This is a genomic window from Corynebacterium pseudogenitalium (genome assembly GCF_024453815.1).
GTDB classification, from domain to species: domain Bacteria; phylum Actinomycetota; class Actinomycetes; order Mycobacteriales; family Mycobacteriaceae; genus Corynebacterium; species Corynebacterium pseudogenitalium.
Window position 1 is genome coordinate 421,160 of record NZ_CP072934.1, and the last position, 23,653, is coordinate 444,812.

Sequence of the window (23,653 nt, forward strand, 5' to 3'; positions counted from 1 at the left end):
AAAAGGACAAAATATGGCTATTCGTAAGTACAAGCCGACAACCCCGGGTCGCCGTGCCAGCTCTGTTTCGGAGTTCGAGGAGCTTACCCGCTCCACTCCGGAAAAGTCGCTGCTGCGCCCGCTCCCGAAGAAGGGTGGCCGCAACACGCACGGCCACATCACCACTCGTCACCGTGGTGGCGGCCACAAGCGTCGCTACCGCGTGATTGACTTCCGTCGTTCGGACAAAGACGGCGTGCTGGCAAAGGTTGCTCACATCGAGTACGACCCGAACCGCACCGCTAACATTGCTTTGCTCCACTACTACGACGGTGAGAAGCGCTACATCATCGCTCCGAAGGGCCTGAAGCAGGGTGCCGTCGTTGAGGCTGGTCCTAACGCCGACATCAAGGTTGGTAACAACCTCCCACTTCGTAACATCCCGACCGGTACGACGATCCACGCTGTTGAGCTCAAGCCTGGTGCAGGTGCCAAGCTTGCTCGTTCCGCAGGCGCTTCTATTCAGCTGCTCGGTAAGGAAGGTTCCTACGCAGTGCTGCGTATGCCGTCCTCCGAAATTCGCCGCGTGGACATCCGCTGCCGCGCAACCGTTGGTGAGGTCGGCAACGCTGACCAGATCAACATCCGCTGGGGCAAGGCTGGCCGTATGCGCTGGAAGGGCTGGCGCCCAACGGTCCGCGGTGTTGTCATGAACCCTGTGGATCACCCACACGGTGGTGGTGAAGGTAAGACTTCCGGTGGTCGTCACCCAGTGTCCCCATGGGGCAAGAAGGAAGTTCGCACCCGCAACCCAAACCGTTACTCAAACAACATGATCGTGCGACGCCGTCGCTCGAAGAACAAGAAGCGTTAAGAGGAGGTAGTAAGACATGCCACGTAGCCTAAAGAAAGGCCCGTTCGTCGATGAGCACCTCCTCAACAAGGTGGACGCTCAGAACGATGCAGGCACCAAGCAGGTAATCAAGACCTGGTCTCGCCGTTCGACCATTCTCCCAGATTTCATCGGACACACTTTCGCCGTCCACGACGGCCGCAAGCACGTCCCGGTGTTTGTCGACGAGTCCATGGTCGGCCACAAGCTCGGCGAGTTTGCACCAACCAAGACCTTTAAGGGTCACGTCAAGGAACAGAAGGGACGTCGATAAGCAATGGCTGACACCATCACCACTGCATCCGCGACGGCCAAGTTCGTTCGTGTTTCTCCGATGAAGGCGCGCCGCGTGCTCGCCCTCGTCCGTGGGAAGTCCGTCTCCGAGGCTCTCGCAGTCCTGAAGTACGCACCACAGGGTGCTGCGAAGGACGTCGCCAAGGTTGTTGCATCTGCAGCCGCCAACGCTGAAAACAACTTCGGTTTGGACCCGCGTACGCTGGTCGTCTCCGAGTGCTGGGCAAACGAAGGTCCGACCATGCGTCGCTTCCAGCCACGCGCTCAGGGTCGCGCATTCCAGATCCGGAAGCGCACCTCGCACATCACCGTAGTTGTCGAGTCCAAGGAAGGGGCGAAGTAATGGGCCAGAAGATTCACCCACACGGCCTGCGCCTGGGTATCACGTCCGACTGGAAGTCCCACTGGTACGCCGACAAGAACTACGCTGATTACGTCGCAGAAGACATCAAGATCCGCGAGTTCCTGTCCAAGGGCCTCGAGCGCGCCGGTATCTCCGACGTCGTCATCGAGCGCACCCGTGACCGCGTCCGCGTCGACATTCACACTGCCCGCCCGGGCATCGTGATTGGCCGTCGTGGCGCTGAGGCTGACCGCATCCGCCGTGAGCTCGAGAAGCTCACCGGCAAGATGGTTGCGCTGAACATCCTCGAGGTCAAGAACGTCGACGCCGACGCGACGCTCGTTGCTCAGTCCATCGCTGAACAGCTGGTCAACCGCGTTGCGTTCCGTCGTGCGATGCGCAAGGCAATCCAGTCCGCTATGCGTAACCCACAGGTCAAGGGCATCAAGGTCATGACCTCGGGTCGTCTCGGCGGCGCTGAAATGTCCCGCGTCGAGCGCTACCACGAAGGCCGTGTGCCACTGCACACCCTTCGTGCTGAGATCGACTACGGCATCGCAGAAGCACACACGACCTTCGGCGTCATCGGCGTCAAGGTTTGGATCTACAAGGGCGACGTCGTCGGTGGCGTGCGCGAGTCCGAGCTCAACGCTCCGTCGAACGAGCGTCGTGGCCGTGGCGATCGCCGCCCACGCCGTGGTGGCCAGCGCCGCCAGCGTGCAGAGCAGAAGCAGGAGGGCTAATCAATGCTTATTCCTAAGCGTGTGAAGTACCGCCGCCAGCACCGCCCGACTCGTTCTGGCGTGTCCAAGGGTGGCAACACGATCAACTTCGGTGACTACGCTCTGCAGGCTCTCGAGCCGGCGTACATCACCAACCGTCAGATTGAGGCGGCTCGTATTGCGATCAACCGCCACGTCAAGCGTGGTGGCAAGGTCTGGATCAACATCTTCCCGGACCGTCCGTTGACGCAGAAGCCGCTCGGTGTTCGTATGGGCTCCGGTAAGGGCCCTGTCGAGAAGTGGGTCGCTAACGTAAAGCCGGGACGTATTCTCTTTGAGATGTCCTACCCGAACGACGCAACCGCTATCGAGGCACTGCGCCGCGCAGGCGCGAAGCTGCCTTGCAAGGTTCGCATCATCAAGAAGGAGGACCAGTTCTAATGGCAAACGGTACCCCCGCATCCGAGTTCCGCGAGCTCAACGACGAAGAGCTGCGCGCTCGTCTGTCCGAGGCAAAGGAAGAGCTGTTTAACCTGCGCTTCCAGCTTGCTACCGGCCAGCTGACCAACAACCGCCGCATCTCCACCGTGAAGCGCGACATCGCACGTATCTACACCGTGCTGCGCGAGCGCGAGCTCGGCCTGTCCGTTGTTCCGGGAGCTGAGGCTTAATCATGAGTGAGGCAAACGTGAACGAACAGACCAACGAGAAGCGTGTTCAGAAGAACCGCCGCGGCTACGTCGTCTCCGACAAGATGGACAAGACCATCGTTGTCGAGGTCGAGGACCGCAAGTCCCACGCCCTGTACGGCAAGATCGTCCGTACCACCAAGCGCGTGAAGGCACACGACGAGGAGAACACCGCCGGTGTTGGCGACCTCGTCCGCATCCAGGAGACGCGTCCGCTGTCCAAGGACAAGCACTTCCGTCTCGTGGAGATCATTGAGAAGGCACGCTAAACCCATCCGGTAGAGGCGTCCGACTCAAGGACAAGAGAGCACCACCCCCAAGTTTCGCGACGAGGGGGTGGTGCTTTTTGCATTTCGGTACACTTTCTGGTGTTCGATATCACCAATTTGAAGGAGTCCATGATGGGTACTGGTAAGTTTTGTGTCACCGTTGCACACGCGAAGGATAATGAGGACCTGGCGACGCTCGGCTTCGTCGTCGCGAACGCTGCTGTTGGTTCCGCGCAGGACACGATGGTGTTCCTGTCCTCCGAGGGCGCTCGCCTCGCTGTGAAGGGCTACGCGGACGACATCCATGAGGAGGGCTTCGCTCCAATCAAGGAGTTGATTGAGAACTTCGTTGCCGCAGAGGGCAAGCTGTACGTGTGCGCGCCTTGTGCCAAGAAGCGTGGCTTCGGGGAAGAGGATCTTATCGACGGCGCCACCATCGTCGGCGGCGCAAAGCTGGTTGAGTTCCTGGCGGACGGCACCCCAAGCGTTTCCTACTAGGGCAGCGATGGCTCAGCAAGAGAATGTGCACCCGTACGCTCCAGACGCCAGCTTTGATGGCGGCGATCTGGACTGCGGTAACGGGTTGCTGCTGTTGATTCGAAAGAACATCGATCCGCTCGAGTCTGGTCAGCTGCTAGAGATTATCTCCTACGACTCCACAGTCAAGGTGGATCTGCCTTCCTGGTGTAACTTGACTGGCAATGACTTGGTCAACGTGGTTGAGGAGCCAGAGCACAAGCGGTGGTGCTTCCTTGTGTCGAAGGGGGCGTTCACGAAGCCCGTGGAGGTTGCTGATATCCCGGCTGCTCCCGAGGCTGTGCGCCCGAAAAAGAAGAAGGGGCCGCGCAAGCGCCCGCAGATGCCGGTGACGCAGGAGGTCGTGGAGCCGACGATCGCCAAGGAACTGCCTGAGCCAGCTCCCGCGCCGGAGATTCCGGCCGGATCTGTGCTGACGATGGGCTCTTGGCCGCGGTCTCCGTGGTTGTTGGATGCGCTGCACCGCCACCTCGAAGAGCGGATGGATGAGGGCACGTTCCAGGCCACAGCCGACGACGCAGTGCGCCTTGTGCTTGCGGCGCAGGAGCGGGCCGGAGTGGACGTCGTCACGGATGGTGAAATGCGACGCGACAACTACTCGAGCTTCGTCGCGGGGCGTCTGCAGAACTGCCAGCTCATCCCGATTACGGACCTGCTGCCGTACGTGGATGACCCGGAGGAGTTCGAGCGCGAGCTTCGCGCGTTGGACGTCCCGGCGGGCGAGGTGCGCCACCCGGCGGTCTTTGGCCCGCTTGGTCGCGATAAGCCGCTGGTTGCGCACGAGGTTGAGTTTGTGCAGCAGCTCACCGACCGCCCGGTGAAGGTGTGCCTGCCAGGGCCGTATCTGCTCACACGCACGATGTGGATGGAGTGTGTCTCCGACCGCGCGTACGAGAACCGCGAGGAGATGTCGAAGGATATCGTCCGCGTGCTACGCGAGGAGCTCCACGAATTGCTGGCGAAGGGAACGTCGCTGGTGCAGATCGATGAGCCGGTGCTTACTGAAGTCGTGTACGGGCAGGCAGGCGGGGGCGGCCGCACGTTTATGTGTGGCGCGCTCGACGGCCTGGAGGGCACGGTGGATGAGGAGCTGGAGTTCGCGAAGTCCCTGCTCGACGAGCTCACAGAAGGGCTGCCGAAGGACAGGTTGGCGCTGCACGTGTGCCGCGGCAACTGGACCACGGACGAGTCGGCGGCGCTGACGGGCGATTACGCTCCGTTTGTTGAGCTTTTCGCCTCGCTGAACGTGGGTATGTTGTCCATGGAGTTGGCGACGCCTCGCGCCGGCGATATCCGAGCCCTCGAGGGAATCCGCGACGACCAGCGCATCTGCGTTGGCGTGCTGAACCAAAAACTCCAGGAGCTGGAGCCGGTCGAAGCAGTGGAGGAGCGCATCGAGCGCGCCCTGGACACGTTCGGAGCTGACCGGGTGGTCTTCTCCACGGACTGCGGTTTTGCAACGTTTGCGGATAACCCGATCGTGGCCGCGAACTTGGCTGAGCAGCAACTCGCGCTCATTGTGCAGGCCCGCGACAATGTGATGGCGCGCCGCAATGCATGAGGATCACTACTGGGACGCCCAGGACATCGCGTGCGGTGATGTCCTGGTGCGCCTCTTCCTCTTGTTCCGCGACCAGATCAAGGATGGGGAAGTGCTGCACTTGCGGTCCACGAACGAGGCGATCGATATCGATATTCGTGCCTGGTGCGGCCTGACCGGCAACACGTTGCTGCGCGCGGATCACCCGGAGTTTTATATCCGTAAAACTTCTGATTGATGTGAAACTTCGGCTATCCTTAGCGCTGTGAATAAAGGACTGCGCCGAACGAACCGTGTCGTTTCCCGAGCCCTCGCAACCGTTGGGCTCGGGCTTTGTATTCTTGCCTCTACCGCCGCCTGCGGGTTTGGGGGCGGTCAGCCGGTCATGGCAGCTGATACGACAGAGCTCGCTCCTCGTGATGTTGCTGCCAAAGTGCCGGTCACCGCGACGGTGGAGGCTGCCACGGTGACCGCGTTGACGACGCACCTGACCGGCCCGGTCACAGCCCTGAACGTGAAGGTGGGACAGCGTGTCGAGGCGGGCCAGGTCGTCGCGGTCCTGGATACGTCGGGGGTCCAGCGTGAGATTGATGCGCAGCGCGCGCAGCAGATTTCGGCGGATGTCGCGGCGCAGAATCAGCTTGAGCAGGCCCAGCAGGCTTACCGGCAGTCGAGCGACGCGATGCAGCGTGGCCTGAACCCGCAGGTGACGCAGGCGGAGGCGGCGCTTCGCCAGGCTGATGGCCAGTTGCAGGAGGCTACCGCAGTTTTCGAGCAGCGAAAGAAAGCAGTCGCTGCGGGCCTGGACAGCACGCTGCTTACGCAGGCGCAGGGCGTGGACTCGGCGCGTCGTGACGCGCTGACGGCGGCCCTGGAGTCTGTGCGTGGCAACCACGGCATCTTCCAATCCGGGATGGCGCAAGACGATGCTGTGCAGCCGTTGCTGAGCAAACTGGAGGCCGACGAACGCTACCGCGGCGCGAAGCACAACCTTTCTGCGGCGCAAAAAGCGTACGACGCTGCCCTCAACGACACCGACGCGGATCTTGCGGCGAAGCAGCGCGCAGTTGCCCAGGCATTTGATGCGAAGGCGGAGGCAGCGGTCGGGCTCGAGGTAGCAAAGCTTGCGGCCCAGCAGCAGCTCGACTCCCAGGCGGCAGCGGTGCAGCAGGCACAGCGTGGGGTGCAGGCGGCGCAGGCCGCGGCGGGCCAGTCAATCGCGCAGCTTGAGGTCGACGTGGCGTCGGGCCAGGTGCGAGCCCCGATCGCGGGTGTGGTCGCGGAGGTCGCGGTGAAGCAGGGGCAGACGCCGACGGGCTATCTGCTCTCTGTGGCGGACCCGAACCGGCTGGTGCTGCGCGCGAGCGTCAAGGAGCTGGACTCGGCGAAGATGAAGCCGGGCGACGCCGTCTCGTTCACCACGCCTGGCACCGGCGCGAAGAAGTTTAAGGGCCGTGTGCTGGATGTTTCATCGGTTGCGGAAACGCAGCCCGCGGCGGATGGGGCGTCGGCGCAGGCGGCGCGCCCGGAGTTCCCCGTGGAGATCGAGGTTCTGGGTGATACCGAGGGCCTCAAGATCGGCGGCACGGCCAAGGCGCAGATCACCACGGAGTCCGCGAAGGACGCGCTCGCTGTGCCGCGGGAGGCCGTCGTCGATGAGAACGGTAGCTACTCGGTGTACGCGCTGCGCCCGAAGGATGACGGGGACAAGTTCGAGGTAGTGAAGACGCCTGTCAAGGTTGGGCTGGTGTCGGATTCGGATGTGGTCGTAGAGGGCGTCGAGAAGGGGACGCGGGTGCTGAACAAGCCTGCCGAGTATCGCGAACGCGTCGGTGCCACCGTGACCTTGGTTGAGGAGCAGGAGTGAACCCGCGCGAATCTGTCAGACTCGCTACGGTGAGCCTGCGGGCGAACAAGATGCGCTCGGCGCTGACGCTGCTCGGGGTGATCATTGGCATCGCCTCGGTGATTGCGATTATGACGCTGGGTAAGGCGATGCAGAAGCAGACGCTGGACAGCCTGGAGCAGTTCGGCATTCACGACGTCCACCTCGAAGTCAAGCCCCGCCAGGAGGATGACAGCGAGGCCGCCCGCTACATGTTCCAAGAAATTGACGACGCCTCGAAGCTCACCCCCGACATGATCGAGGACCTGCGCGCCGAACTCGGGACGCGGGCGAAGGGTATCGCGTTTGAGTTGGATAGCTCGACAGCTCAGGCGACACGCGGGCTGGCGCACGGCACCACGATGGTGAGTTTTGTCAACGCTGACCAGCTGGAGATGCAGAACCTGCCGCTGACCGCCGGGCGATTTCTGACCCAAGACGACATTGAGGCGAACCGCGCCGTGGCGGTGGTCTCGCCGGAGGTTGTGGAGCAGCTGTTCAATAACGACCCTGATTCGGCGATCGGGCAGGAAGTCGAGCTGGACATCGGCGGGCAGTACGCTTCGGTGCAGGTGGTCGGTGCGTACGGGCACTTTGAGAAGCAGGGAGTGCTGGTCGGGGACTTTTCGCAGTCGATGATGGCGGTGCCGTACACGGTGCAGCCGGACATGATGCGCACGCCGGTGCCTGGCGTGGACAACGTGAGCGTGCGCGCCGCGGACGGCGCCGACACCGATCAAGTGGCCAAGGACGTCCAGGCGTGGGCGGACCGCGCCTATGAGGACGACCCCGATTACAAGGGGAAAGTGGCCGACATGAAGCGTGACATCGATCAGCTCAACCAGACGTTGACCATGATGAGCGTGGTGGTCTCCGCAATCGGCGGGATCTCGCTACTCGTCGGCGGTATCGGCGTGATGAACATCATGTTGATTACCGTGACGGAGCGCACCCGTGAGATCGGTGTGCGCATGGCGCTGGGCGCGACGCGTCGGATGATCCGCACGCAGTTTGTCACCGAGGCGATGATCGTCTGCCTCATCGGCGGGCTCTTCGGCGTGGTCGTGGGCGCGGGCTTCGGCATGCTGGGCGCGCTGCTGCTGAACGCCTTCGTGTTCCCCCCGATCTCGGCAGTGCTACTCTCACTGGTATTCGCGCTGCTGATTGGCCTGTTCTTCGGCTACTACCCGGCAAACCGCGCATCGAGAATGAACCCGATCGAAGCCCTGCGCTACGAATAGCAACAACGTTTGGAGTGACACATATGGCAGCCACCGTGCTGACCACGGAAAACACGCGCCGGTACAAGCCCGAGCCATCAGTGGCGACAGCGCTGAAGACACCGCGCATCCTGACGAAGGAGGTCCTCGCCGGGCTGGTTGTGGCGCTGGCGCTGATCCCAGAGGCGATCAGCTTCTCCATCATCGCAGGAGTGGACCCGAAGATCGGGCTGTACTCCTCCTTCATCATGGCGATGGTGATCGCGATTACGGGTGGGCGCCCCGCCATGATCGCGGCCGCCACCGGTGCGGTGGCGCTGGTAATCGCGCCACTGGTGAGGGATTACGGCTACGACTACATGGTGGCGGCCATCATGCTCGCCGGGGTGTTCCAGATTGTGTTGGCGGTAGCTGGCGTCGCAACGCTGATGCGGTTCTTGCCGCGCAGCGTGATGATCGGCTTCGTCAACGCGCTGGCGATTCTCATCTTTGTGGCGCAGCTGCCCGAAATTATCGGCATTCACTGGGCGGTGTACCCGCTGCTGGCGCTGGCCATCGTGATCATGGTGGTGATGCCGAAGTTTACGCAGGCGGTTCCGGCGCCGCTCATTGCGATTCTGGTGGTCACGCTCATCGCGGTCGCTACGAAGGCACCCGTGCCGACGGTCGGAGACCGCGGCGAGCTGCCGAGCAGCCTGCCCGAATTCTTCATCCCACACGTGCCGCTGACCTGGGAGACGCTTCGGATCATCGCACCGTACTCGCTCGGCGTGGCGCTCGTCGGCCTGATGGAGTCGCTGATGACCGCGAAGCTGATCGATGAAGTCACGGACACGCATTCCAACAAGACCCGCGAGAGCTGGGGGCAGGGCGTCGCGAACATTGTCACCGGCCTGTTCGGCGGGATGGGTGGCTGCGCCATGATCGGCCAGTCCATGATCAACGTGAAGGTCTCCGGGGCTCGCACCCGTATTTCCACCTTCCTGGCGGGCGCGTTCCTGCTCATCCTGATGCTCGCGTTCGGCGAGTACGTCGCCATGATCCCGATGGCTGCGCTGGTTGCCGTGATGGTGATGGTGTCGGTGGGCACGTTCGACTGGCACTCGGTGATGCCGAGCACGCTGCGCAAGCTGCCGGCTTCGGAAACCGTCACGATGCTGATCACGGTTGCGGTGGTGCTGGCGACGAACAACCTGGCTATCGGCGTCGTGGTTGGCGTGCTTGTGGCGTCCGTAATCTTTGTGCGAAACGTCGCCCACCTGGTGGAAGTGACCCGCGAAGTTGTCGACGGCGTGGCCCACTACGTGGTGTCCGGCCAGCTGCTGTTTGCCTCCTCCAACGACCTGACCACTCTGTTCATGTACTCGGAGGACCCCGACGAAGTGGTCGTGGACCTGCACCGCGCGCACGTGTGGGACGCGTCGACGGTCGCGGCGCTCGACAGCATTGAACAAAAATACGAAGAGCGCGGCAAGCACGTGCGCTTCATCGGCATGAACCCGAGTACCACGGAGTTTCACAGCAAGCTCACGGGCTCTCTGAGATAGGGTTCGGCGGCGTCACTTTTTCAGGAACTACGCCGCGTGTAAAATTCGCCCCATGTGTGGAATCGTTGGATACATAGGTGGCGAGCGTGCACGCGAGCACGACGCCCTCACCGTCATTATTGATGGGCTTCGCAGGCTCGAATACCGCGGTTATGACTCGGCCGGGGTAGCAGTCATGCAGGGCGACACCATCGCGTGCAGGAAGAAGGCAGGCAAGGTCGCGGACCTAGAGCAGGCCATCGCAGAGGCACCGCTTGCGCCCTCCAACCTGGGCATCGGGCACACCCGGTGGGCAACCCACGGCGGGCCTACCGACGCCAACGCCCACCCCCACGTCGTCGGCGACGGCGCACTGGCCGTGGTGCACAACGGCATCATCGAGAACTTCGCGGCACTCCGCGCCGAGCTGAGCGAGAAGGGCTACACGTTCCGCTCCGAAACTGACACCGAGGTAGCAGCCACGCTGCTGCTGGACATCTTCAATACTGAGGCGAACAAGGACCTCACCGAGGCAATGCGCCTGACCGCCCTGCGACTCGAGGGCGCGTTCACGCTGCTGGCCATCGAGCAGGAATTCCCGGACCGTATCGTTGCGGCGCGCTGGAACTCACCGCTGGTGATCGGCCTGGGCGAGGGTGAGAACTTCCTCAGCTCTGACGTCTCCGGCTTCATCGAGTTCACCCGCGACGCGGTGGAGATGGACAACGGGCAGATCGTTACCCTGACCGCCGACAGCTACGACATCATTGACTTCGAAGGCAACCACGCCGAGGGCAGCCCGTTCCGCGTCGAGTGGGACGTCACCGCCGCAGAAAAGGGTGGGTTTGATTCCTTCATGGCGAAGGAGATCCACGACCAACCGGCCGCCGTTCGCGACACGCTGTACGGCCGCTTCGACGCCGAGGGCAAGCTCACGCTCGACGAACTACGTATCGACGAGTCCGTGCTGCGCAGCGTCGACAAGATCATCATCGTGGCCTGCGGTACCGCTGCGTACGCGGGGCACGTGGCGAAGTACGCGATTGAGCACTGGTGCCGCATCCCGACGGAGGTCGAGCTGGCGCACGAGTTCCGCTACCGCGACCCGATCGTCACCCCGAACACCCTGGTCGTAGCAATTTCGCAGTCCGGCGAGACCATGGACACCCTCATGGCTGTACGCCACGCGCGCGAGCAGGGCGCGAAGGTCATCGCGATCTGCAACACGGTCGGCTCCTCCATCCCGCGTGAGGCCGACGCCTCCCTGTACACCTACGCCGGCCCAGAGATCGCAGTGGCGTCGACGAAGGCGTTCATCTCCCAGATCGTGGCGTCCTACCTGTTGGCGCTGTACCTGGCGCAGGTTCGCGGCAACAAGTTCACCGACGAAATCCAGACCATCATTGCTGAGCTGGAGGAGATGCCGGAGAAGATCCAGTGGATCCTGGACAACGAGGCAGAAATCCAGGAACTTGGCCGCGAGCTCGCCGACGCGAAGTCGGTGCTCTTCCTCGGCCGCCACGTCGGCTTCCCAGTCGCGCTCGAGGGGGCACTGAAGCTCAAGGAGGTCGCCTACCTGCACTCCGAGGGCTTCGCCGCAGGCGAGCTCAAGCACGGCCCGATCGCGCTGGTTGAGGAAGGGCAGCCGGTGTTCGTCATCGTGCCGTCGAAGCGTTCGCGCCACAACCTGCACGCCAAAGTTGTCTCCAACATCCAGGAAGTCCGCGCGCGTGGTGCCGTCACCATCGTGATCGCGGAAGAGGGCGACGAAGACGTGAACCGCTTCGCCAACCACGTGATCCGCATCCCGCAGTCGGCCGGCCTCATGCAGCCCCTCTTGTCGACGATCCCACTGCAGATCTTCGCCTGCACCGTTGCGCAGGCACGTGGCTTGAACGTGGACCAGCCACGCAACCTGGCGAAGTCCGTCACGGTGGAGTAGCGCGCTAGAGTGGCCGCATGAAGAAGTTTGGGTTCCTTTCATTCGGCCACCACGCACCACCCGGGCGCCAGGGGATGACCGCGCGCGAGGCGCTACAGGACACCGTGGAGCTCGCGCGCCAGGCGGACGCGATTGGTGTCAACGGCGCCTACGTGCGAGTGCACCACTTCGCGCCGCAGTTCGCGTCTCCGATTGCCCTGCTTGGCGCGATGGCGTCGGCGACGAAGCACATTGAGGTGGGCACCGGCGTCGTCGATATGCGCTACGCCAACCCGCTGCAGCTCGCGGAGGACGTCGCCGCGCTCGATTTGCTAAGCGACGGCCGCCTCGCCTTCGGCGTCTCCCGCGGGTCACCGGAGCCTGCCGATAGAGGGTGGCGCGCTTTCGGCTACGAGTCAGAGGCCGCGAACGGTTCTGACCTGGCGCGTGCACATTTCCAGCGTTTCATTTCCGCGCTGCGCGGGGACCCGATGGCGCTCGCCGCATCCCTTGAGGAGCAGTACCCGCAGATGTACCCGCCTGCCAGCCCACTTTCGGTGTTGCCACACTCCGAGGGGGCGGCGCGCCGGGTGTGGTGGGGCGCAGGTACCTTCGCCAGCGCCGAGCAGGCTGCCCGCGACGGCGTGAACCTGATGAGCTCCACGCTGATTTCGGAAGCCGACGGCCGCAGCCTCGGCGAGCTGCAGGCGGAACAGATCCAGCACTACCGGAAGGCGTGGGCGGACGCGGGCCACGACTGGGAACCGCGCGTTTCTGTTTCTCGTTCTATCTTTCCGATCGTGGACGAGGACACCGAGCGGCTCTTCGGACTGCTGGATACCGAGGAACAGATCGGACAGATTGAGCGTGGTGTGTACACCACGTTTGGCAAGACGTACGCCGCAGAGGCCGACCAGCTTATCGAGGAGCTCGGTAATGACCCAGCAATCCAGGCCTCGGACACGCTGATGCTCACCGTTCCGAACCAGGCCGGGGTGGACGTGTGCATGCAGATCCTGCGCGGGTTCGCCGAGCACGTCGCGCCGGCGCTTGGGTGGGAGCCAGCGAACGCGGCTTCCTAATCCAGCTCGTGGGCGAAGGGGGTGTCTGCGCCGGTGCGCGACACCGTGATCGCGGCCGCGCGGGTGGCGAACGTGAGGATCTCGCGCCACTCCTCCTCGCCGAGGGCGAGCAGGCCGTCGCGGTCCAGGCCGCGGGCGTCGAACTGGTGGACCAGCGCCGCCATCACCGTGTCCCCGGCCCCAATCGTGTCCGCGACCGTGACCTTCGGTGACGGGACCGTGACCGTGCCGAACGGCGCGCGTACCCGCAGGCCGTCGGCGCCGAGCGTGGTCACCACGACTGGCACGTGGGAGGTGTCACCGAGGAACTCGACTTCCTCGTCGGAGAGTTTGAGCACCGTTACGGAATCGAGCAGCCCCCGCAGGAACAGGCGGTGTTTCTCGGAGGCGAACGCCGGGCGGATATTCGGGTCCAGGCAGACGATTGCGCCGTGCTTCGCCGACTCAGAGGCGGCCTCCGCGTAGCGCAGCGACGCGGGCTCTAGCGCCAGGGACAGGGTCCCAAACACCGCGTAGCCCTCCTGCACCGGGACCGGCTGTGCGAAGCGGTCGGCAGTGCCGTCGACGTAGAACGTGTACGTTGCCGAGCCGTTCTCCGCCAAGGCGGTGACAGCCAGGGTGGTGGGCTCGTCCCCGCGACCGCAGTTGGTGAGGTCCACGTGGGCGTCGAGAAGCGATTGGGCGAGTGCCTCCCCGAAGTTGTCGCGAGACAACCGTGACTGGAAGGAGACGTCTGCGCCGAGTCGGCCCAGCGCACGGGCCACATTGAACGGGCCGCCACCGAGCGCGGGCACCAGCGGCGCGAGCGGGGAACGGTCCTGGGGGACAAGGTCAACGAGGGCTTCGCCGTACACAGTGATCATGGTTCCACCGTAGACTAAGTCGCATGACGTACCGGCCAACATTTCACCTGTCCCCGCCGCAAGGGCGCCTCAACGACCCGAACGGCGTCACGCTCATCGGCGACCAACTCCACGTGTTTTACCAGCATGATCCGTGCTTTCCGCACGCTGCGAAGCGCACCGGTTGGGGCCACGCCGTCACCACAATTGGGGGTGAGGAGGGCCTGGGCCAGTGGCGTCACCTCCCCGACGCGCTGTACCCGGACTTCCCGTACGACACGCACGGGTGCTACTCCGGGTCCTCCGTGGTCCACGACGGTGAAGTCATGCTGTTTTACACCGGCAACGTGAAGGAGGATGGGCGCCGCCTGACCACGCAGAACCTGGTTCGGGTTGAGGACCTGGAGGGCCCGATGGGCGGTGTGTACCACCGTGCGCCAGAGAATCCGCTCATTGACGGCCCAGCCCTCGGCTTTACCGCCCACTACCGGGACCCGCACGTCACCCAGAATGAGGACGGCTCCTGGCGCATGGTGCTCGGCGCGCAGCGTGAGGAGGAGCGCGGCGCGGTGGTGCTCTACGAGTCACCGGACCTGCTGAACTGGTCGTTTGCTGGCGCGCTGCAGTTCGAGGGGCTGGACCCGCGCGTTGAGGCCGCCTACATGTGGGAGTGCCCGAACCTGCTGCGGATGCGTGACCACGCGACGGGGCAGTGGCGCGAGGTGCTGGTGCTGTGCCCACAGTACCCGGGCTCGGACGAGTGCGGCTACGTCGTGGGCACGCTGGATGGGCTGTGGTTCCGCGTGGAGTCGCAGTTCCGGGCGTTGGACTTTGGGCATCAGTTTTACGCGCCGCAGATGGTCGCCGAGGACGATGGCGATGCGCTGTTGCTCGGTTGGATGGGACTGCCTGCCCGCGATGACACCCCAACGCTTCAGGCAGAGGGCTGGGTGCATCAGCTGACGTTGCCTCGCAGGCTCCAACTTGTCGACGGCCAGCTTCGCACCGAACTCCTTCTCCCAACCGATCCCGCGGGGATGGTCGTGCACCGCGAAGTTCTCAGGGGACAGCCGTGGGAGGCCGACCTGGTCGACGATGCCGGTGGCGTTGGTGCTCACGTGGCGTGGCGGCCTGGCGAGGCCGGGCGTGGAATGCTGAGCGTGACGGTCGGTGGTGATGAGCGCAGTGCCGAGTGCGCGCAGGGCGAGCTCGTGGTGTGCGCTGACGGCGCCGCCCTCGAAGTTGTCGCTGGGGGCGGGGAGGTGGCGTTTTCCTCGGCGGTGTTCGGTACCGGCGGAGCCCCTTGGATGGCCGTGGAGGGACGTGAAATCGGCCACAACCGGGGGTAATCGGACGCAAGTAAGCTGATTTATGCCCGTATAGATGTTTGACTGTGTGGGAAGAGAAAGGATTCCCACATGGACCACAAAGAAGTAGCCCGGCGGGTCCTCGCCGGGGTAGGGGGCGAGGAAAACATCGTTGGCGTCGCCCACTGCGCGACGCGACTGCGTTTCGTGCTTAAGGACGTCGACAAGGTTGCGCAGGATACGCTGGAGAACGACCCTGATTTGAAGGGCACGTTCGCAACCGGCGGCATGTTCCAGATCATCGTCGGCCCCGGTGACGTGGACATTGTCTTTGATCAGCTCAACGGCATGACCAGCAAGAGCATTGCTGTCTCCACGGAAGACCTGAAGGAAGTAGCGGCGAACCAGGGCAACTGGTTTACGCGCTTCATTAAGGTCTTTTCTGACATCTTCGTGCCGCTGATCCCAATCCTGGTTGGCGGCGGTCTGCTCATGGCGCTCAACAACGTCCTGACCGCCGAGGGGTTGTTCGGGGAGAACTCCCTGGTGGGGATGTTCCCGCAGATCCAGGGTCTGACGGAGATCATCAATGTGCTGGCCTCCGCACCGTTCGCGTTCCTGCCGGTGCTGGTGGGGTACTCCGCGACGAAGCGCTTCGGTGGCAACGAATACCTCGGCGCCGGCATGGGCATGGCGATGGTTCACCCGGCGTTGGTCAACGGCTACGACGTGGCGAACTCCGTTGCCGACGGAACGATGCCGTTCTGGGACCTGTTCGGCTTGCCAGTCGCGCAGGCGGGTTACCAGGGTGCGGTGCTGCCGGTGCTGGCGGTCGCGTGGATCTTGGCAACGATCGAGAAGTGGTTCCACAAGCGTCTGAAGGGTACGGCGGACTTCCTGATTACTCCGCTGGCAACCCTGCTGATTACGGGCTTCATTACCTTCATCGCCGTCGGCCCGTTTGTCCGCTGGCTCGGTGACCTGCTGATTGTCGGCCTCTCCAGCCTGTACGACTTCGGTGGCCCAATCGGTGGCCTGCTCTTCGGTCTGGTGTACTCGCCGATCGTGATCACTGGCCTGCACCAGTCCTTCCCGCCAATCGAGCTCGAGCTGTTTAATCAGGGCGGCTCCTTCATCTTCCCGACGGCCTCCATGGCGAACATCGCGCAAGGCGCAGTGGCCCTTGCCGTGTACTTCCTGGCGCGCAACGCAAAGCTCAAAGGTCTAGCTGGTTCCTCGGGCATCTCGGCCGTATTTGGTATCACGGAACCCGCCATCTTCGGCGTCAACCTGCGCCTCCGCTGGCCCTTCTTTATCGGCCTCGGCGCGGCCGGTATTGGTGCAATGCTGATTGCGATCTTTGATGTCAAGGCAGTTGCGCTTGGTGCGGCGGGCTTTATCGGCGTGGTCTCCATCCGCGCGAATGACATGGTGACCTTCCTGATCCTCGGCGTCATTACGTTCGTGATCGCCTTCGTGGCGGCCTACGGGTACGGGCGCTACCTGGTGGGCAAGCATGGCAGCATCGATCCGGACGCAACCGAGGATCCAGCCGCCGATGCCGCTGCCGAGCAAGCGCTGCTCGAGGCGTCCGACGAGGCGCTCCACGTCGTGGCGCCTCTCGAGGGCAACGCCGTGCCGCTTGCGACGGTCAGTGACCCGATGTTTGCCCAGGGCAAGCTGGGGAACGGCGTGGCAATCGTGCCGACGGTTGGGGAGCTGCGCGCACCCGTCGCCGGTACGGTTGCGGTCACGTTCCCGTCCGGCCACGCCTACGCAATCCGCGCCAAGGGGACCGATGGCAAGAACGTGGACATTCTCATGCACATCGGCTTCGACACCGTGAACCTCAAGGGCGAGCACTTCACTGCACACGTGAAGAAAGGTGACGTCGTAGAAGCAGGCCAGCTCCTCGCGACGTTCGACATCGCGGCCATCCGCGACGCAGGATACGAAGTGACGACCCCGATTGTTGTCTCGAATACGAAGCGGGTAGGGGAGATTGGGGCGTCGACAAGCCTTCCTGCAGACACGAAGTTTGGAGACGACCTCTTCTTCGTCGAGCCGAAAAAGATAGCCGAAGAAGCAAAATAAAAGTTTTTTAGAAAACTGGCAACAACCTTAAATTGGCCTGCTAATCTGTTGGTGTCTTGTTCAGCGCGCTAGCTCACAAGGGTCTAGCGGACATCACAGGAGGAAAACTATGAAACTTCGTCGCATTCTCGCCGCAGGCCTCGTGGCTTCCGCTCTTGCAGTGGGCGCACCGGTCGCACAGGCAGCACAGCCAGCGCCAGAACCGCTGGCAGGTGTCCTGCACGAGCTGAAGCGCCTCGGTGGCTACCAGGCACAGAACCTGATCCTCGTGCCTGCACTGCTGTCCTCTTTGGGCTTCCTGACGAACATCGCGACGTCTTCGCAGCGCGTCTAAATCCCACCCATTCACCCGAGACCATAGAGAGAGAACGTAAGAATGAAACTTCGTAACGCAATTGCAGTTGCCGCTTCTGTTGTTGTCCTGTCTGGCGTTGTTGCTACCGATGCAAGTGCTGCACAGTACCCAGAGCCGCTGAACAACGTCATGAACGAGCTGCGCAACTTCGCTGGCCCGCAGGGTCCGAACCTGCTGCTGGTTCCGGCTGTGCTTTCGTCCATCGGTGTCGTCAACATGGCCGTTGTGGTCATCCTGTCGATCGTTGCTGCGGCAACCGGCGTGGGCATCGCTGCTTCGAGCTAAGTGCTCACCGAGCAATAACGAACGCCCCTTCCCTTCGCGGGAACGGGGCGTTTTCCATGTACTTGGGGGTTAGCGGCGTGTTGCCAGTGGCGTTGCCGGGGTACCGCCCTTGTTCAGCCACGCGTAGACGCCGCCCATGATGAAGCCACCGCCGATATAGTTGCCGACCCACACGATGAACCAGTTCAACAGGCCGTTCGTCAGCGTGAACCCGGCGAAGTGCTCGGCGCCGATGCCGTAACCCGCCAGGGAGAAAACGACGAAGCTGGCGATGGAGTGCTCGTACCCCATTGCGGCGAATGCAGGAACGATCAGCATGATGGCGAGGAACTTCGCGGTGAAGTCCTTGCCAGCCTGGATGGCGAGCAGCACGCCGATGTTGACCACGATGTTGGCGAAAATGCCTTCCATGAACAGCAAGCTGTCCGGCTTCGCGAGCTTGGTCTCAACGGTCGCGGCGAGGAAGCTGTCCATCCCGATCGGCTGGAACGCCGTGGCGTGGACCAGGAATACCGCGGTGATGAGGACGCCGAGCAGGTTGAAGATGGTGCAGGTGGAGACCATCAGGAAGCCCTTGAGCCAGGGGAGGCGTCCCGAGGCGCTGCCGTAGGTCATGAACATCATGTTGCCGGTGGCGAGCTCCGCACCCAGGACAACGATGACGTACAGCGAGAGGCAGAAGATAGCTGCGAACACGAAGCGGCCGTAGCCGGGGGCGCTGCTTTCTACTTGGGTGGAGGCGACGGTGGCGAATGCCGTCATGATCGTCAAAAACATGCCGGCGAGCATGGAGCGTACCGCGAACTTGGGGAGTTCGTAGGTGTAGAGGTACGACTTGAAGCCGATTGAATCCGCAAGTGTGCCATCGAAGTTCATAGGTATGACCATACCAAAGGTCAGAACCGGGCACGAATCCACACAACCAAAAGTCATGGTTTGCGGGCGCGCATGTTCCGTGCTTTAATGTTCCAGTTGTCCTTTGCTGCGTGTTTGCTCTGCGCGTTTCCGAGCTGAGCATGTACGCCTGCGGTGCCGAAGGTGCCGTCGACAAGCGAAAAGACATCGAAGACATTGACCACGTGCGTATAGGACGGAAATCTAACGCACATCGACCCAGGTCAGGAGACCAATAGTGATTCAGAAGGAATCGCGCCTGAAGGTCGCCGACAACACCGGTGCACGTGAAATCCTGTGCATCCGTGTCCTCGGCGGATCCGTTCGGCGCTTCGCCGGCATCGGCGATACGATCGTCGCCACTGTGAAGGAAGCTGCCCCAGGCGGCAACGTTAAGGAAGGCGAAGTCGTTAAGGCTGTCATCGTTCGTGCGAAGAAGGAGACCCGTCGTCCGGACGGCTCCTACATCGCGTTCGACGAGAACGCTGCAGTGCTGATCAAGAACGACACCGAGCCCCGCGGCACCCGTATCTTCGGCCCAGTTGCTCGCGAGCTGCGCGACAAGAAGTTCATGAAGATCGTTTCTCTCGCACCGGAGGTGATCTAGGGATGAAAATCAAAAAGGGCGATATGGTCCAGGTCATCTCTGGCAAGGATAAGGGCGCGCAGGGCAAGGTTATTGAGGCATACCCGAAGCGTCAGCGCGTTCTCGTTGAAGGCGTGAACCGTATGAAGAAGCACGTCGCGAACTCCTACAACGAGCGCGGCGCAGAGTCCGGCGGCATTGTCACCCAGGAAGCTCCGATCCACGTCTCCAACGTGATGGTCCTGGATTCCGACGGCAAGCCGACGCGCGTGGGCTACCGTTTCGACGAAAACGGCAAGAAGGTCCGCGTTGCAAAGTCGAACGGGAAGGACATCTAAGCATGGCTGAGAACTACACCCCTCGTCTGAAGACCCAGTACAAAGAGGACATCCGTACCAAGCTCAACGATGAGTTCAAGTACGACAACGTCATGCAGATCCCAGGTCTGACCAAGATTGTTGTCAACATGGGTGTCGGCGACGCTGCACGTGACTCCAAGGTCATCAACGGCGCGCTCGAGGACCTCGCCGCGATCACCGGCCAGAAGCCACAGCTTCGCCGTGCGAAGAAGTCCATCGCTAACTTCAAGCTCCGTGAAGGCATGCCGATCGGCGCGAAGGTCACCCTCCGCGGCGACCGCATGTGGGAGTTCCTGGACCGCCTGCTGACGGTTGCTCTGCCACGTATTCGTGACTTCCGTGGCCTCAGCGACAAGCAGTTCGACGGTGCAGGCAACTACACCTTCGGCCTGACCGAACAGACGATGTTCTACGAAATCGACATCGACAAGATCGATCGCGTCCGCGGCATGGACATCACCGTCGTTACCACTGCAACGAACGACGACGAGGGTCGCGCACTCCTGCGCCACCTCGGCTTCCCGTTCGCTGACAAGGACGGCAAGATGCAGCGCGCATAACGCGTCACTGCTTTTCGACGATCGCCCCTGCGACCCAACCGGGTTGCGGGGGTGTACGTCTTTTGGGGGAACCTGCAGAGCACACCCGAATAGTACGCATGTACTGTTTTTGGGAAACGTTCGATAGACTGAATCCTTGCAACAATCTCTCAGGTGAATTTGAGGAGGCCACGATGGCTTTGCAGGAAATGGTCCACGCAGGGGCCAAAAAGAAAGAGCAGCTTCTCGATAATGAGATGCCACGGTTTTTCGTCCGCGCGATTCTCGCCGGCATTTACCTGACCGCCGGTACGGCGTTCGCCGCGGTGGCGGGAAATGCGGTCAATGAATATGCGCCGGGGCTCGGCTCGGTTGTGTTCGCCTTGCTGTTCGGGCTTGGCCTGTTCGCGATCGTCATCCTGAACGCGGAGCTTGCAACGGGCGACATGATGTTTGCGTCCTGGGCGGCGACGGACAAGGTGTTCAGCTGGGGCAAGGGTATTTGGCTCGTCGTTGTGGTGACGGTGGCGAACCTGATCGGTGCGATCATTTTCGCGGCTGTGATGAGCCAGTCGGCCAAGTTCGGCTCGATGGATAACAGCCACCTGATTGTCACTCTGGTTGAGGGCAAGTTGGCGAAGCCGTTCTTCGGCGCGCTGCTTGAGGCGATCTTCGCGAACTTCATTGTCAACATGGCGATTGTTGGTGCGCTGCTGGCGAAGGAGTTCATCTCCAAGTTCGTCGTGATCCTGCCGCTGATCGCTATCTTCGTTGGCCTGGGCCTCGAGCACGTTATTGCGAACTTCTCGCTGTTCTCCCTGGCGTTCCTGTCCAGCACGCCACCTGAGGGATTCACCGCCGCTGCAATCCTGAGCAACTGGGTTGCTGTGTGGATCGGCAACTTCATCGGCGGTGGCCTGTGCATCGGCGGTGTCTACGCTTGGTTGAACAAGACGAAGACGGTGTACAAGGACTAGTCGCTGAGCTCCCCGGAGTACAGATTGAAGCGCTCGCCGCGCACAAAGCCGGCGAGCGCCATTTTTGTTTTGCGGGCCAGCTCGACGGCGAGCGAGGATGCCGCCGAGACCGCCACCATTGCCGGGAAACCGGCCATTGCTGCTTTCTGCACAAGTTCGAATGACGCGCGGGAGCTGACAACCAGGATCAGTTCGCTGGCTGGCAGGAGCCCTTCGAGTAGTAGGTGGCCAATGACTTTGTCGGTCGCGTTGTGGCGGCCGATGTCCTCGCGGATTACTACAGGTTCGCCGTCAAAGGTAAACGCGCCGGCCGCGTGGATGCCGCCTGTCTTACGGAACTGCTTTTGGCCGGTTGCAAGGGCGTCGGGTAATCGCATCACCAGGTCCGGGTCTAAGCGGACGGGAGTGATTGGCGCGGGCACCTTGCCCATGATGTCGTCGATCGACTGCGTGCCGCACACGCCGCATGCGCTCGTGGTAGTGGTCAGGCGAATGAACTGCGGTGCAGCGGGGGAGGCCGCGGGCCCGAGGTCGATGTCGAGCGTGTTGTACGTGTTTTCGCCGTTCGGCCCGACCGCACCCGCGCAGTAGCGCGCGGAACGAACGTCCTCTGCGCTGCTGATCAGTCCCTCCGCGAACATCCAGCCGTGTGCCAGCTCGATGTCGTGGCCGGGGGTCCGCATCGTGGTGGTCAACGTGTCGCCGGTGGCGCGGATCGCCAGCGGCTCTTCCACGGTGACGGTATCGGCGCGAGTATCGCGCGCGAAACCGCTGTCGGTGCGGGTGACTTTCGTGACGGCGAAGCGTCGATTAATCCTGCTCATACGTTTCCAGGAGCTTCGCTACCTTGGCAAGCGCCGCGCGCGTCGTTGCTGCGTCCGCATCAGTATCGCCCTGGAGCGCCGCACCGGTTGCGACGCCTACGACGAACGCCGTTGTCGGCGCCGCCGGGCGCGACGGGCCGTTGTGCGCGACGTCGGCGGTCATCTTCAGAATGTCGCCGACCAGCGAGCGCGTGAGATCCGGGGAAACGCCGAGCGTTCGGGAGACCTCTTCGAGCCACTCGTGTGTTGATTGCAAACCTTCGTTGTTAGCCATGTGTGCCACCTTAGTCGTCGTTCTTGTTGATGAGCCACGCGCTCGCAGCCGTGACCATCGCTTCGGCGCCGCGGTCGAGTGTCGGCTGGGGGTCGGGTGCGAACGCTGCGTTGTGATTGCCCGGTGCATGCGGGTAGCTGGCGAAGCCGCCGAGGCCCCAGAACGTGTACGGCACGCCGAGCGCGTCCGGGATGATCGAGAAGTCCTCGCTGGCAGGGACCTGTGCCAGCGTCTGTGCTTGGTCACCGAATTGCGCCTCGAAGGCGTCGCGTACCCGCTGTGTTACTGCGTCATCGTTGCTGGTGAGCGGGTAGGCGTCGTAGTACTCGAACTCGGGCGGCTGCGGGCTACGCGCTGCCTCGCACTCAGCGCGCACGATGCGTTCGATGGCCTCCTTGAGGTGCGCGCTCGTCGCCTCCGAATAGGCGCGGGTATTGATGAGCAGCTCCGCGCTATCCGGGATGACATTGGATTTCGCTCCCGAATGGATCGCGCCGACCGTCAGCACCGCGGTTTCGGAAGCAGCAATCTCTCGGGGGACCACGGTGTGCAGCCTCGTCACAATTGTCGACGCCAACAAGACCGCATCGACACCCATCTCAGGCATGGATCCGTGCGAGCCCACTCCGTGTACTGTGACCTTCACCGAGAACGCCTGGGAAAGCACCGGGCCCCGCCGGGTACCGACGTGCCCCAGCGGCAGGGCGCCGAGCACGTGCTGGCCCAAGTACACGTCGGGGTGGGGGATCGCGTCGGCGATACCGTGCTCAACCATCGAACGTGCGCCGGAGGCAGTTTCCTCGCCGGGCTGGAATACGCCCACCAGCGTGCCGGACCAAGCGTCGCGGCAAGTGTTGAACGCGACGAGGGCCGCGAGCACCGAGCAAATGTGGAAGTCGTGCCCACATGCGTGGGACACCGGCACCTCCTGCTCAGTCGTTGCGTCCACCTGGGTACGCGTGCAGGCGTAGTCCTTGCCGGAATCCTCCTTGATTGGGAGGCCGTCAGTATCACCACGCAGAGCGACGACAGGACCAGGCCCGTTTTCGATGGTGGCGACGACGCCCGTTTCGCCCAGTACCGAATATGGGATCCCGGCTGCCTCGAGTTCCTGAACGATGCGCTGTGAGGTTTGGGTTTCCTGCATCGAGAGTTCAGCGTGTTGGTGGAACCAGCGGTAGAGCTCCTCACGGTGCGAGCGGGTGGCGGAGAGGGCGTCGAAAAGTTCGTCGAGGTGCTTCATAGCACCGACTATACGACGCAGCGATCGGGCCAACGTGACTTGTTTCTTGTATAGAGGGAGTGTAATGTGGCCAAACGGACTTGTGCACAGATAGTTGTCTGCGCGCAAAATCCGAGAAAACATTGTACATCCAACTTTGTTGCAGGCCCCCCGCCGAGAAGCGGACCGCGTGCAA

Annotated in this window: 28 protein-coding genes; 23 read left to right on the top strand and 5 right to left on the bottom strand. The window is 62.6% G+C overall.

Annotated elements, in window-relative coordinates; genetic code table 11:
• The first annotated feature begins 13 nt into the window (after nucleotides 1–13).
• From rplB to KBP54_RS02000, 15 genes are all read left to right on the top strand, one after another.
• Nucleotides 14–853 carry a 50S ribosomal protein L2 gene (gene rplB / locus KBP54_RS01930; RefSeq protein ID WP_070363103.1) on the top strand — a complete coding sequence of 280 codons (840 nt, stop codon included), beginning with the start codon at nucleotides 14–16 and terminating at the stop codon, nucleotides 851–853.
• A gap of 16 nt (nucleotides 854–869) precedes the next feature.
• Nucleotides 870–1,145 carry a 30S ribosomal protein S19 gene (gene rpsS, locus KBP54_RS01935; protein WP_070363102.1) on the top strand — a complete coding sequence of 92 codons (276 nt, stop codon included), beginning with the start codon at nucleotides 870–872 and terminating at the stop codon, nucleotides 1,143–1,145.
• 3 nt (nucleotides 1,146–1,148) lie between these two features.
• Nucleotides 1,149–1,508 carry a 50S ribosomal protein L22 gene (gene rplV / locus KBP54_RS01940; protein ID WP_070363101.1) on the top strand — a complete coding sequence of 120 codons (360 nt, stop codon included), beginning with the start codon at nucleotides 1,149–1,151 and terminating at the stop codon, nucleotides 1,506–1,508.
• Nucleotides 1,508–2,251, top strand: coding sequence for a 30S ribosomal protein S3 (rpsC, locus tag KBP54_RS01945; protein WP_070363100.1), 744 nt, complete (start codon nucleotides 1,508–1,510; stop codon nucleotides 2,249–2,251). Before rplV ends, rpsC begins: the two co-directional genes overlap by 1 nt.
• A gap of 3 nt (nucleotides 2,252–2,254) precedes the next feature.
• Nucleotides 2,255–2,671, top strand: a complete 417-nt coding sequence (gene rplP, locus KBP54_RS01950) for a 50S ribosomal protein L16 (protein ID WP_070363099.1) — start codon at nucleotides 2,255–2,257, stop codon at nucleotides 2,669–2,671.
• A complete protein-coding gene (rpmC, locus tag KBP54_RS01955; RefSeq protein WP_070363098.1) occupies nucleotides 2,671–2,901 on the top strand; it encodes a 50S ribosomal protein L29 in 231 nt (76 codons plus the stop codon). The genes rplP and rpmC overlap by 1 nt, the downstream gene beginning before the upstream one ends.
• Before the next feature lie 2 nt (nucleotides 2,902–2,903).
• Nucleotides 2,904–3,188, top strand: coding sequence for a 30S ribosomal protein S17 (rpsQ, locus tag KBP54_RS01960; RefSeq protein ID WP_070363097.1), 285 nt, complete (start codon nucleotides 2,904–2,906; stop codon nucleotides 3,186–3,188).
• Between the two features lie 99 nt (nucleotides 3,189–3,287).
• Nucleotides 3,288–3,686 carry a DsrE family protein gene (locus KBP54_RS01965; RefSeq protein ID WP_256006156.1) on the top strand — a complete coding sequence of 133 codons (399 nt, stop codon included), beginning with the start codon at nucleotides 3,288–3,290 and terminating at the stop codon, nucleotides 3,684–3,686.
• Nucleotides 3,687–3,693: 7 nt separating this feature from the next.
• Nucleotides 3,694–5,286, top strand: a complete 1,593-nt coding sequence (locus KBP54_RS01970; RefSeq protein WP_256006157.1) for a sulfurtransferase TusA family protein — start codon at nucleotides 3,694–3,696, stop codon at nucleotides 5,284–5,286.
• Nucleotides 5,279–5,503: a sulfurtransferase TusA family protein gene (locus KBP54_RS01975; RefSeq protein ID WP_070363094.1), complete on the top strand. Its 225-nt coding sequence runs from the start codon at nucleotides 5,279–5,281 to the stop codon at nucleotides 5,501–5,503. Before KBP54_RS01970 ends, KBP54_RS01975 begins: the two co-directional genes overlap by 8 nt.
• 27 nt (nucleotides 5,504–5,530) lie before the next feature.
• Complete coding sequence (locus KBP54_RS01980) at nucleotides 5,531–7,132, top strand: efflux RND transporter periplasmic adaptor subunit (protein WP_256006159.1); 1,602 nt, start codon at nucleotides 5,531–5,533, stop codon at nucleotides 7,130–7,132.
• The gene (locus KBP54_RS01985; RefSeq protein WP_256006161.1) at nucleotides 7,129–8,391 is read left to right on the top strand and encodes an ABC transporter permease; all 1,263 of its coding nucleotides are present in this window, start codon (nucleotides 7,129–7,131) and stop codon (nucleotides 8,389–8,391) included. Before KBP54_RS01980 ends, KBP54_RS01985 begins: the two co-directional genes overlap by 4 nt.
• Before the next feature lie 23 nt (nucleotides 8,392–8,414).
• A complete protein-coding gene (locus tag KBP54_RS01990; RefSeq protein ID WP_256006163.1) occupies nucleotides 8,415–9,917 on the top strand; it encodes a SulP family inorganic anion transporter in 1,503 nt (500 codons plus the stop codon).
• 52 nt (nucleotides 9,918–9,969) lie between these two features.
• On the top strand, nucleotides 9,970–11,838 hold the full coding sequence (glmS, locus tag KBP54_RS01995) for a glutamine--fructose-6-phosphate transaminase (isomerizing) (protein ID WP_071572781.1): 1,869 nt from the start codon (nucleotides 9,970–9,972) through the stop codon (nucleotides 11,836–11,838).
• A 17-nt stretch (nucleotides 11,839–11,855) separates the two neighbouring features.
• Nucleotides 11,856–12,899 (top strand): LLM class flavin-dependent oxidoreductase, encoded by a 1,044-nt coding sequence (locus KBP54_RS02000; RefSeq protein ID WP_256006166.1) that lies wholly within the window; start codon nucleotides 11,856–11,858, stop codon nucleotides 12,897–12,899.
• On the opposite strand, the gene KBP54_RS02005 is transcribed toward KBP54_RS02000, so the two are convergent.
• Nucleotides 12,896–13,762, bottom strand: a complete 867-nt coding sequence (locus tag KBP54_RS02005; protein ID WP_256006167.1) for a carbohydrate kinase family protein — start codon at nucleotides 13,760–13,762, stop codon at nucleotides 12,896–12,898. The genes KBP54_RS02000 and KBP54_RS02005 overlap by 4 nt on opposite strands.
• A 23-nt stretch (nucleotides 13,763–13,785) precedes the next feature.
• On the opposite strand from KBP54_RS02005, the gene KBP54_RS02010 reads away from it, so the two are divergent.
• From KBP54_RS02010 to KBP54_RS02025, 4 genes are all read left to right on the top strand, one after another.
• Complete coding sequence (locus tag KBP54_RS02010) at nucleotides 13,786–15,090, top strand: glycoside hydrolase family 32 protein (protein WP_256006169.1); 1,305 nt, start codon at nucleotides 13,786–13,788, stop codon at nucleotides 15,088–15,090.
• 69 nt (nucleotides 15,091–15,159) lie between these two features.
• Nucleotides 15,160–17,142 carry a sucrose-specific PTS transporter subunit IIBC gene (locus tag KBP54_RS02015; protein WP_256006170.1) on the top strand — a complete coding sequence of 661 codons (1,983 nt, stop codon included), beginning with the start codon at nucleotides 15,160–15,162 and terminating at the stop codon, nucleotides 17,140–17,142.
• Between the two features lie 109 nt (nucleotides 17,143–17,251).
• On the top strand, nucleotides 17,252–17,476 hold the full coding sequence (locus KBP54_RS02020; protein WP_070363085.1) for a hypothetical protein: 225 nt from the start codon (nucleotides 17,252–17,254) through the stop codon (nucleotides 17,474–17,476).
• A gap of 42 nt (nucleotides 17,477–17,518) precedes the next feature.
• Entirely contained in the window at nucleotides 17,519–17,782 is a 264-nt protein-coding gene (locus KBP54_RS02025; protein WP_070363084.1) for a hypothetical protein, read from the top strand.
• A 69-nt stretch (nucleotides 17,783–17,851) separates the two neighbouring features.
• On the opposite strand, the gene KBP54_RS02030 is transcribed toward KBP54_RS02025, so the two are convergent.
• Entirely contained in the window at nucleotides 17,852–18,658 is an 807-nt protein-coding gene (locus KBP54_RS02030) for a formate/nitrite transporter family protein (RefSeq protein WP_256006172.1), read from the bottom strand.
• Nucleotides 18,659–18,914: 256 nt separating this feature from the next.
• On the opposite strand from KBP54_RS02030, the gene rplN reads away from it, so the two are divergent.
• The 4 genes from rplN (at nucleotide 18,915) to KBP54_RS02050 (ending at nucleotide 21,137) form a co-directional block, all read left to right on the top strand.
• Complete coding sequence (gene rplN / locus KBP54_RS02035; RefSeq protein WP_070363083.1) at nucleotides 18,915–19,283, top strand: 50S ribosomal protein L14; 369 nt, start codon at nucleotides 18,915–18,917, stop codon at nucleotides 19,281–19,283.
• Between the two features lie 2 nt (nucleotides 19,284–19,285).
• Nucleotides 19,286–19,600, top strand: coding sequence for a 50S ribosomal protein L24 (gene rplX, locus KBP54_RS02040; protein WP_070363082.1), 315 nt, complete (start codon nucleotides 19,286–19,288; stop codon nucleotides 19,598–19,600).
• 2 nt (nucleotides 19,601–19,602) lie between these two features.
• The gene (gene rplE, locus KBP54_RS02045; protein WP_070363081.1) at nucleotides 19,603–20,181 is read left to right on the top strand and encodes a 50S ribosomal protein L5; all 579 of its coding nucleotides are present in this window, start codon (nucleotides 19,603–19,605) and stop codon (nucleotides 20,179–20,181) included.
• Nucleotides 20,182–20,354: 173 nt separating this feature from the next.
• A complete protein-coding gene (locus tag KBP54_RS02050; protein ID WP_070363080.1) occupies nucleotides 20,355–21,137 on the top strand; it encodes a formate/nitrite transporter family protein in 783 nt (260 codons plus the stop codon).
• On the opposite strand, the gene fdhD is transcribed toward KBP54_RS02050, so the two are convergent.
• The 3 genes from fdhD to KBP54_RS02065 are packed head-to-tail and all read right to left on the bottom strand — an operon-like array spanning nucleotide 21,134 to nucleotide 23,478.
• The gene (gene fdhD, locus KBP54_RS02055; protein WP_256006174.1) at nucleotides 21,134–21,961 is read right to left on the bottom strand and encodes a formate dehydrogenase accessory sulfurtransferase FdhD; all 828 of its coding nucleotides are present in this window, start codon (nucleotides 21,959–21,961) and stop codon (nucleotides 21,134–21,136) included. The genes KBP54_RS02050 and fdhD overlap by 4 nt on opposite strands.
• A complete protein-coding gene (locus KBP54_RS02060) occupies nucleotides 21,948–22,235 on the bottom strand; it encodes a DUF6457 domain-containing protein (RefSeq protein ID WP_070976034.1) in 288 nt (95 codons plus the stop codon). The genes fdhD and KBP54_RS02060 overlap by 14 nt, the downstream gene beginning before the upstream one ends.
• A 10-nt stretch (nucleotides 22,236–22,245) precedes the next feature.
• A complete protein-coding gene (locus tag KBP54_RS02065) occupies nucleotides 22,246–23,478 on the bottom strand; it encodes an amidohydrolase (protein WP_256006175.1) in 1,233 nt (410 codons plus the stop codon).
• Nucleotides 23,479–23,653 lie beyond the last annotated feature (175 nt).

What these genes read in the sequence shown, in the direction of transcription:
- rplB (WP_070363103.1), top strand. Translation starts at nt 14, where the DNA reads ATGGCTATTCGTAAGTACAAGCCGACAACCCCGGGTCGCCGTGCCAGC.
- rpsS (WP_070363102.1), top strand. Translation starts at nt 870, where the DNA reads ATGCCACGTAGCCTAAAGAAAGGCCCGTTCGTCGATGAGCACCTCCTC.
- rplV (WP_070363101.1), top strand. Translation starts at nt 1,149, where the DNA reads ATGGCTGACACCATCACCACTGCATCCGCGACGGCCAAGTTCGTTCGT.
- rpsC (WP_070363100.1), top strand. Translation starts at nt 1,508, where the DNA reads ATGGGCCAGAAGATTCACCCACACGGCCTGCGCCTGGGTATCACGTCC.
- rplP (WP_070363099.1), top strand. Translation starts at nt 2,255, where the DNA reads ATGCTTATTCCTAAGCGTGTGAAGTACCGCCGCCAGCACCGCCCGACT.
- rpmC (WP_070363098.1), top strand. Translation starts at nt 2,671, where the DNA reads ATGGCAAACGGTACCCCCGCATCCGAGTTCCGCGAGCTCAACGACGAA.
- rpsQ (WP_070363097.1), top strand. Translation starts at nt 2,904, where the DNA reads ATGAGTGAGGCAAACGTGAACGAACAGACCAACGAGAAGCGTGTTCAG.
- KBP54_RS01970 (WP_256006157.1), top strand. Translation starts at nt 3,694, where the DNA reads ATGGCTCAGCAAGAGAATGTGCACCCGTACGCTCCAGACGCCAGCTTT.
- KBP54_RS01975 (WP_070363094.1), top strand. Translation starts at nt 5,279, where the DNA reads ATGCATGAGGATCACTACTGGGACGCCCAGGACATCGCGTGCGGTGAT.
- KBP54_RS01990 (WP_256006163.1), top strand. Translation starts at nt 8,415, where the DNA reads ATGGCAGCCACCGTGCTGACCACGGAAAACACGCGCCGGTACAAGCCC.
- glmS (WP_071572781.1), top strand. Translation starts at nt 9,970, where the DNA reads ATGTGTGGAATCGTTGGATACATAGGTGGCGAGCGTGCACGCGAGCAC.
- KBP54_RS02000 (WP_256006166.1), top strand. Translation starts at nt 11,856, where the DNA reads ATGAAGAAGTTTGGGTTCCTTTCATTCGGCCACCACGCACCACCCGGG.
- KBP54_RS02005 (WP_256006167.1), bottom strand. Translation starts at nt 13,762, where the DNA reads ATGATCACTGTGTACGGCGAAGCCCTCGTTGACCTTGTCCCCCAGGAC.
- KBP54_RS02010 (WP_256006169.1), top strand. Translation starts at nt 13,786, where the DNA reads ATGACGTACCGGCCAACATTTCACCTGTCCCCGCCGCAAGGGCGCCTC.
- KBP54_RS02015 (WP_256006170.1), top strand. Translation starts at nt 15,160, where the DNA reads ATGGACCACAAAGAAGTAGCCCGGCGGGTCCTCGCCGGGGTAGGGGGC.
- KBP54_RS02020 (WP_070363085.1), top strand. Translation starts at nt 17,252, where the DNA reads ATGAAACTTCGTCGCATTCTCGCCGCAGGCCTCGTGGCTTCCGCTCTT.
- KBP54_RS02025 (WP_070363084.1), top strand. Translation starts at nt 17,519, where the DNA reads ATGAAACTTCGTAACGCAATTGCAGTTGCCGCTTCTGTTGTTGTCCTG.
- KBP54_RS02030 (WP_256006172.1), bottom strand. Translation starts at nt 18,658, where the DNA reads ATGAACTTCGATGGCACACTTGCGGATTCAATCGGCTTCAAGTCGTAC.
- rplX (WP_070363082.1), top strand. Translation starts at nt 19,286, where the DNA reads ATGAAAATCAAAAAGGGCGATATGGTCCAGGTCATCTCTGGCAAGGAT.
- rplE (WP_070363081.1), top strand. Translation starts at nt 19,603, where the DNA reads ATGGCTGAGAACTACACCCCTCGTCTGAAGACCCAGTACAAAGAGGAC.
- KBP54_RS02050 (WP_070363080.1), top strand. Translation starts at nt 20,355, where the DNA reads ATGGCTTTGCAGGAAATGGTCCACGCAGGGGCCAAAAAGAAAGAGCAG.
- fdhD (WP_256006174.1), bottom strand. Translation starts at nt 21,961, where the DNA reads ATGAGCAGGATTAATCGACGCTTCGCCGTCACGAAAGTCACCCGCACC.
- KBP54_RS02060 (WP_070976034.1), bottom strand. Translation starts at nt 22,235, where the DNA reads ATGGCTAACAACGAAGGTTTGCAATCAACACACGAGTGGCTCGAAGAG.
- KBP54_RS02065 (WP_256006175.1), bottom strand. Translation starts at nt 23,478, where the DNA reads ATGAAGCACCTCGACGAACTTTTCGACGCCCTCTCCGCCACCCGCTCG.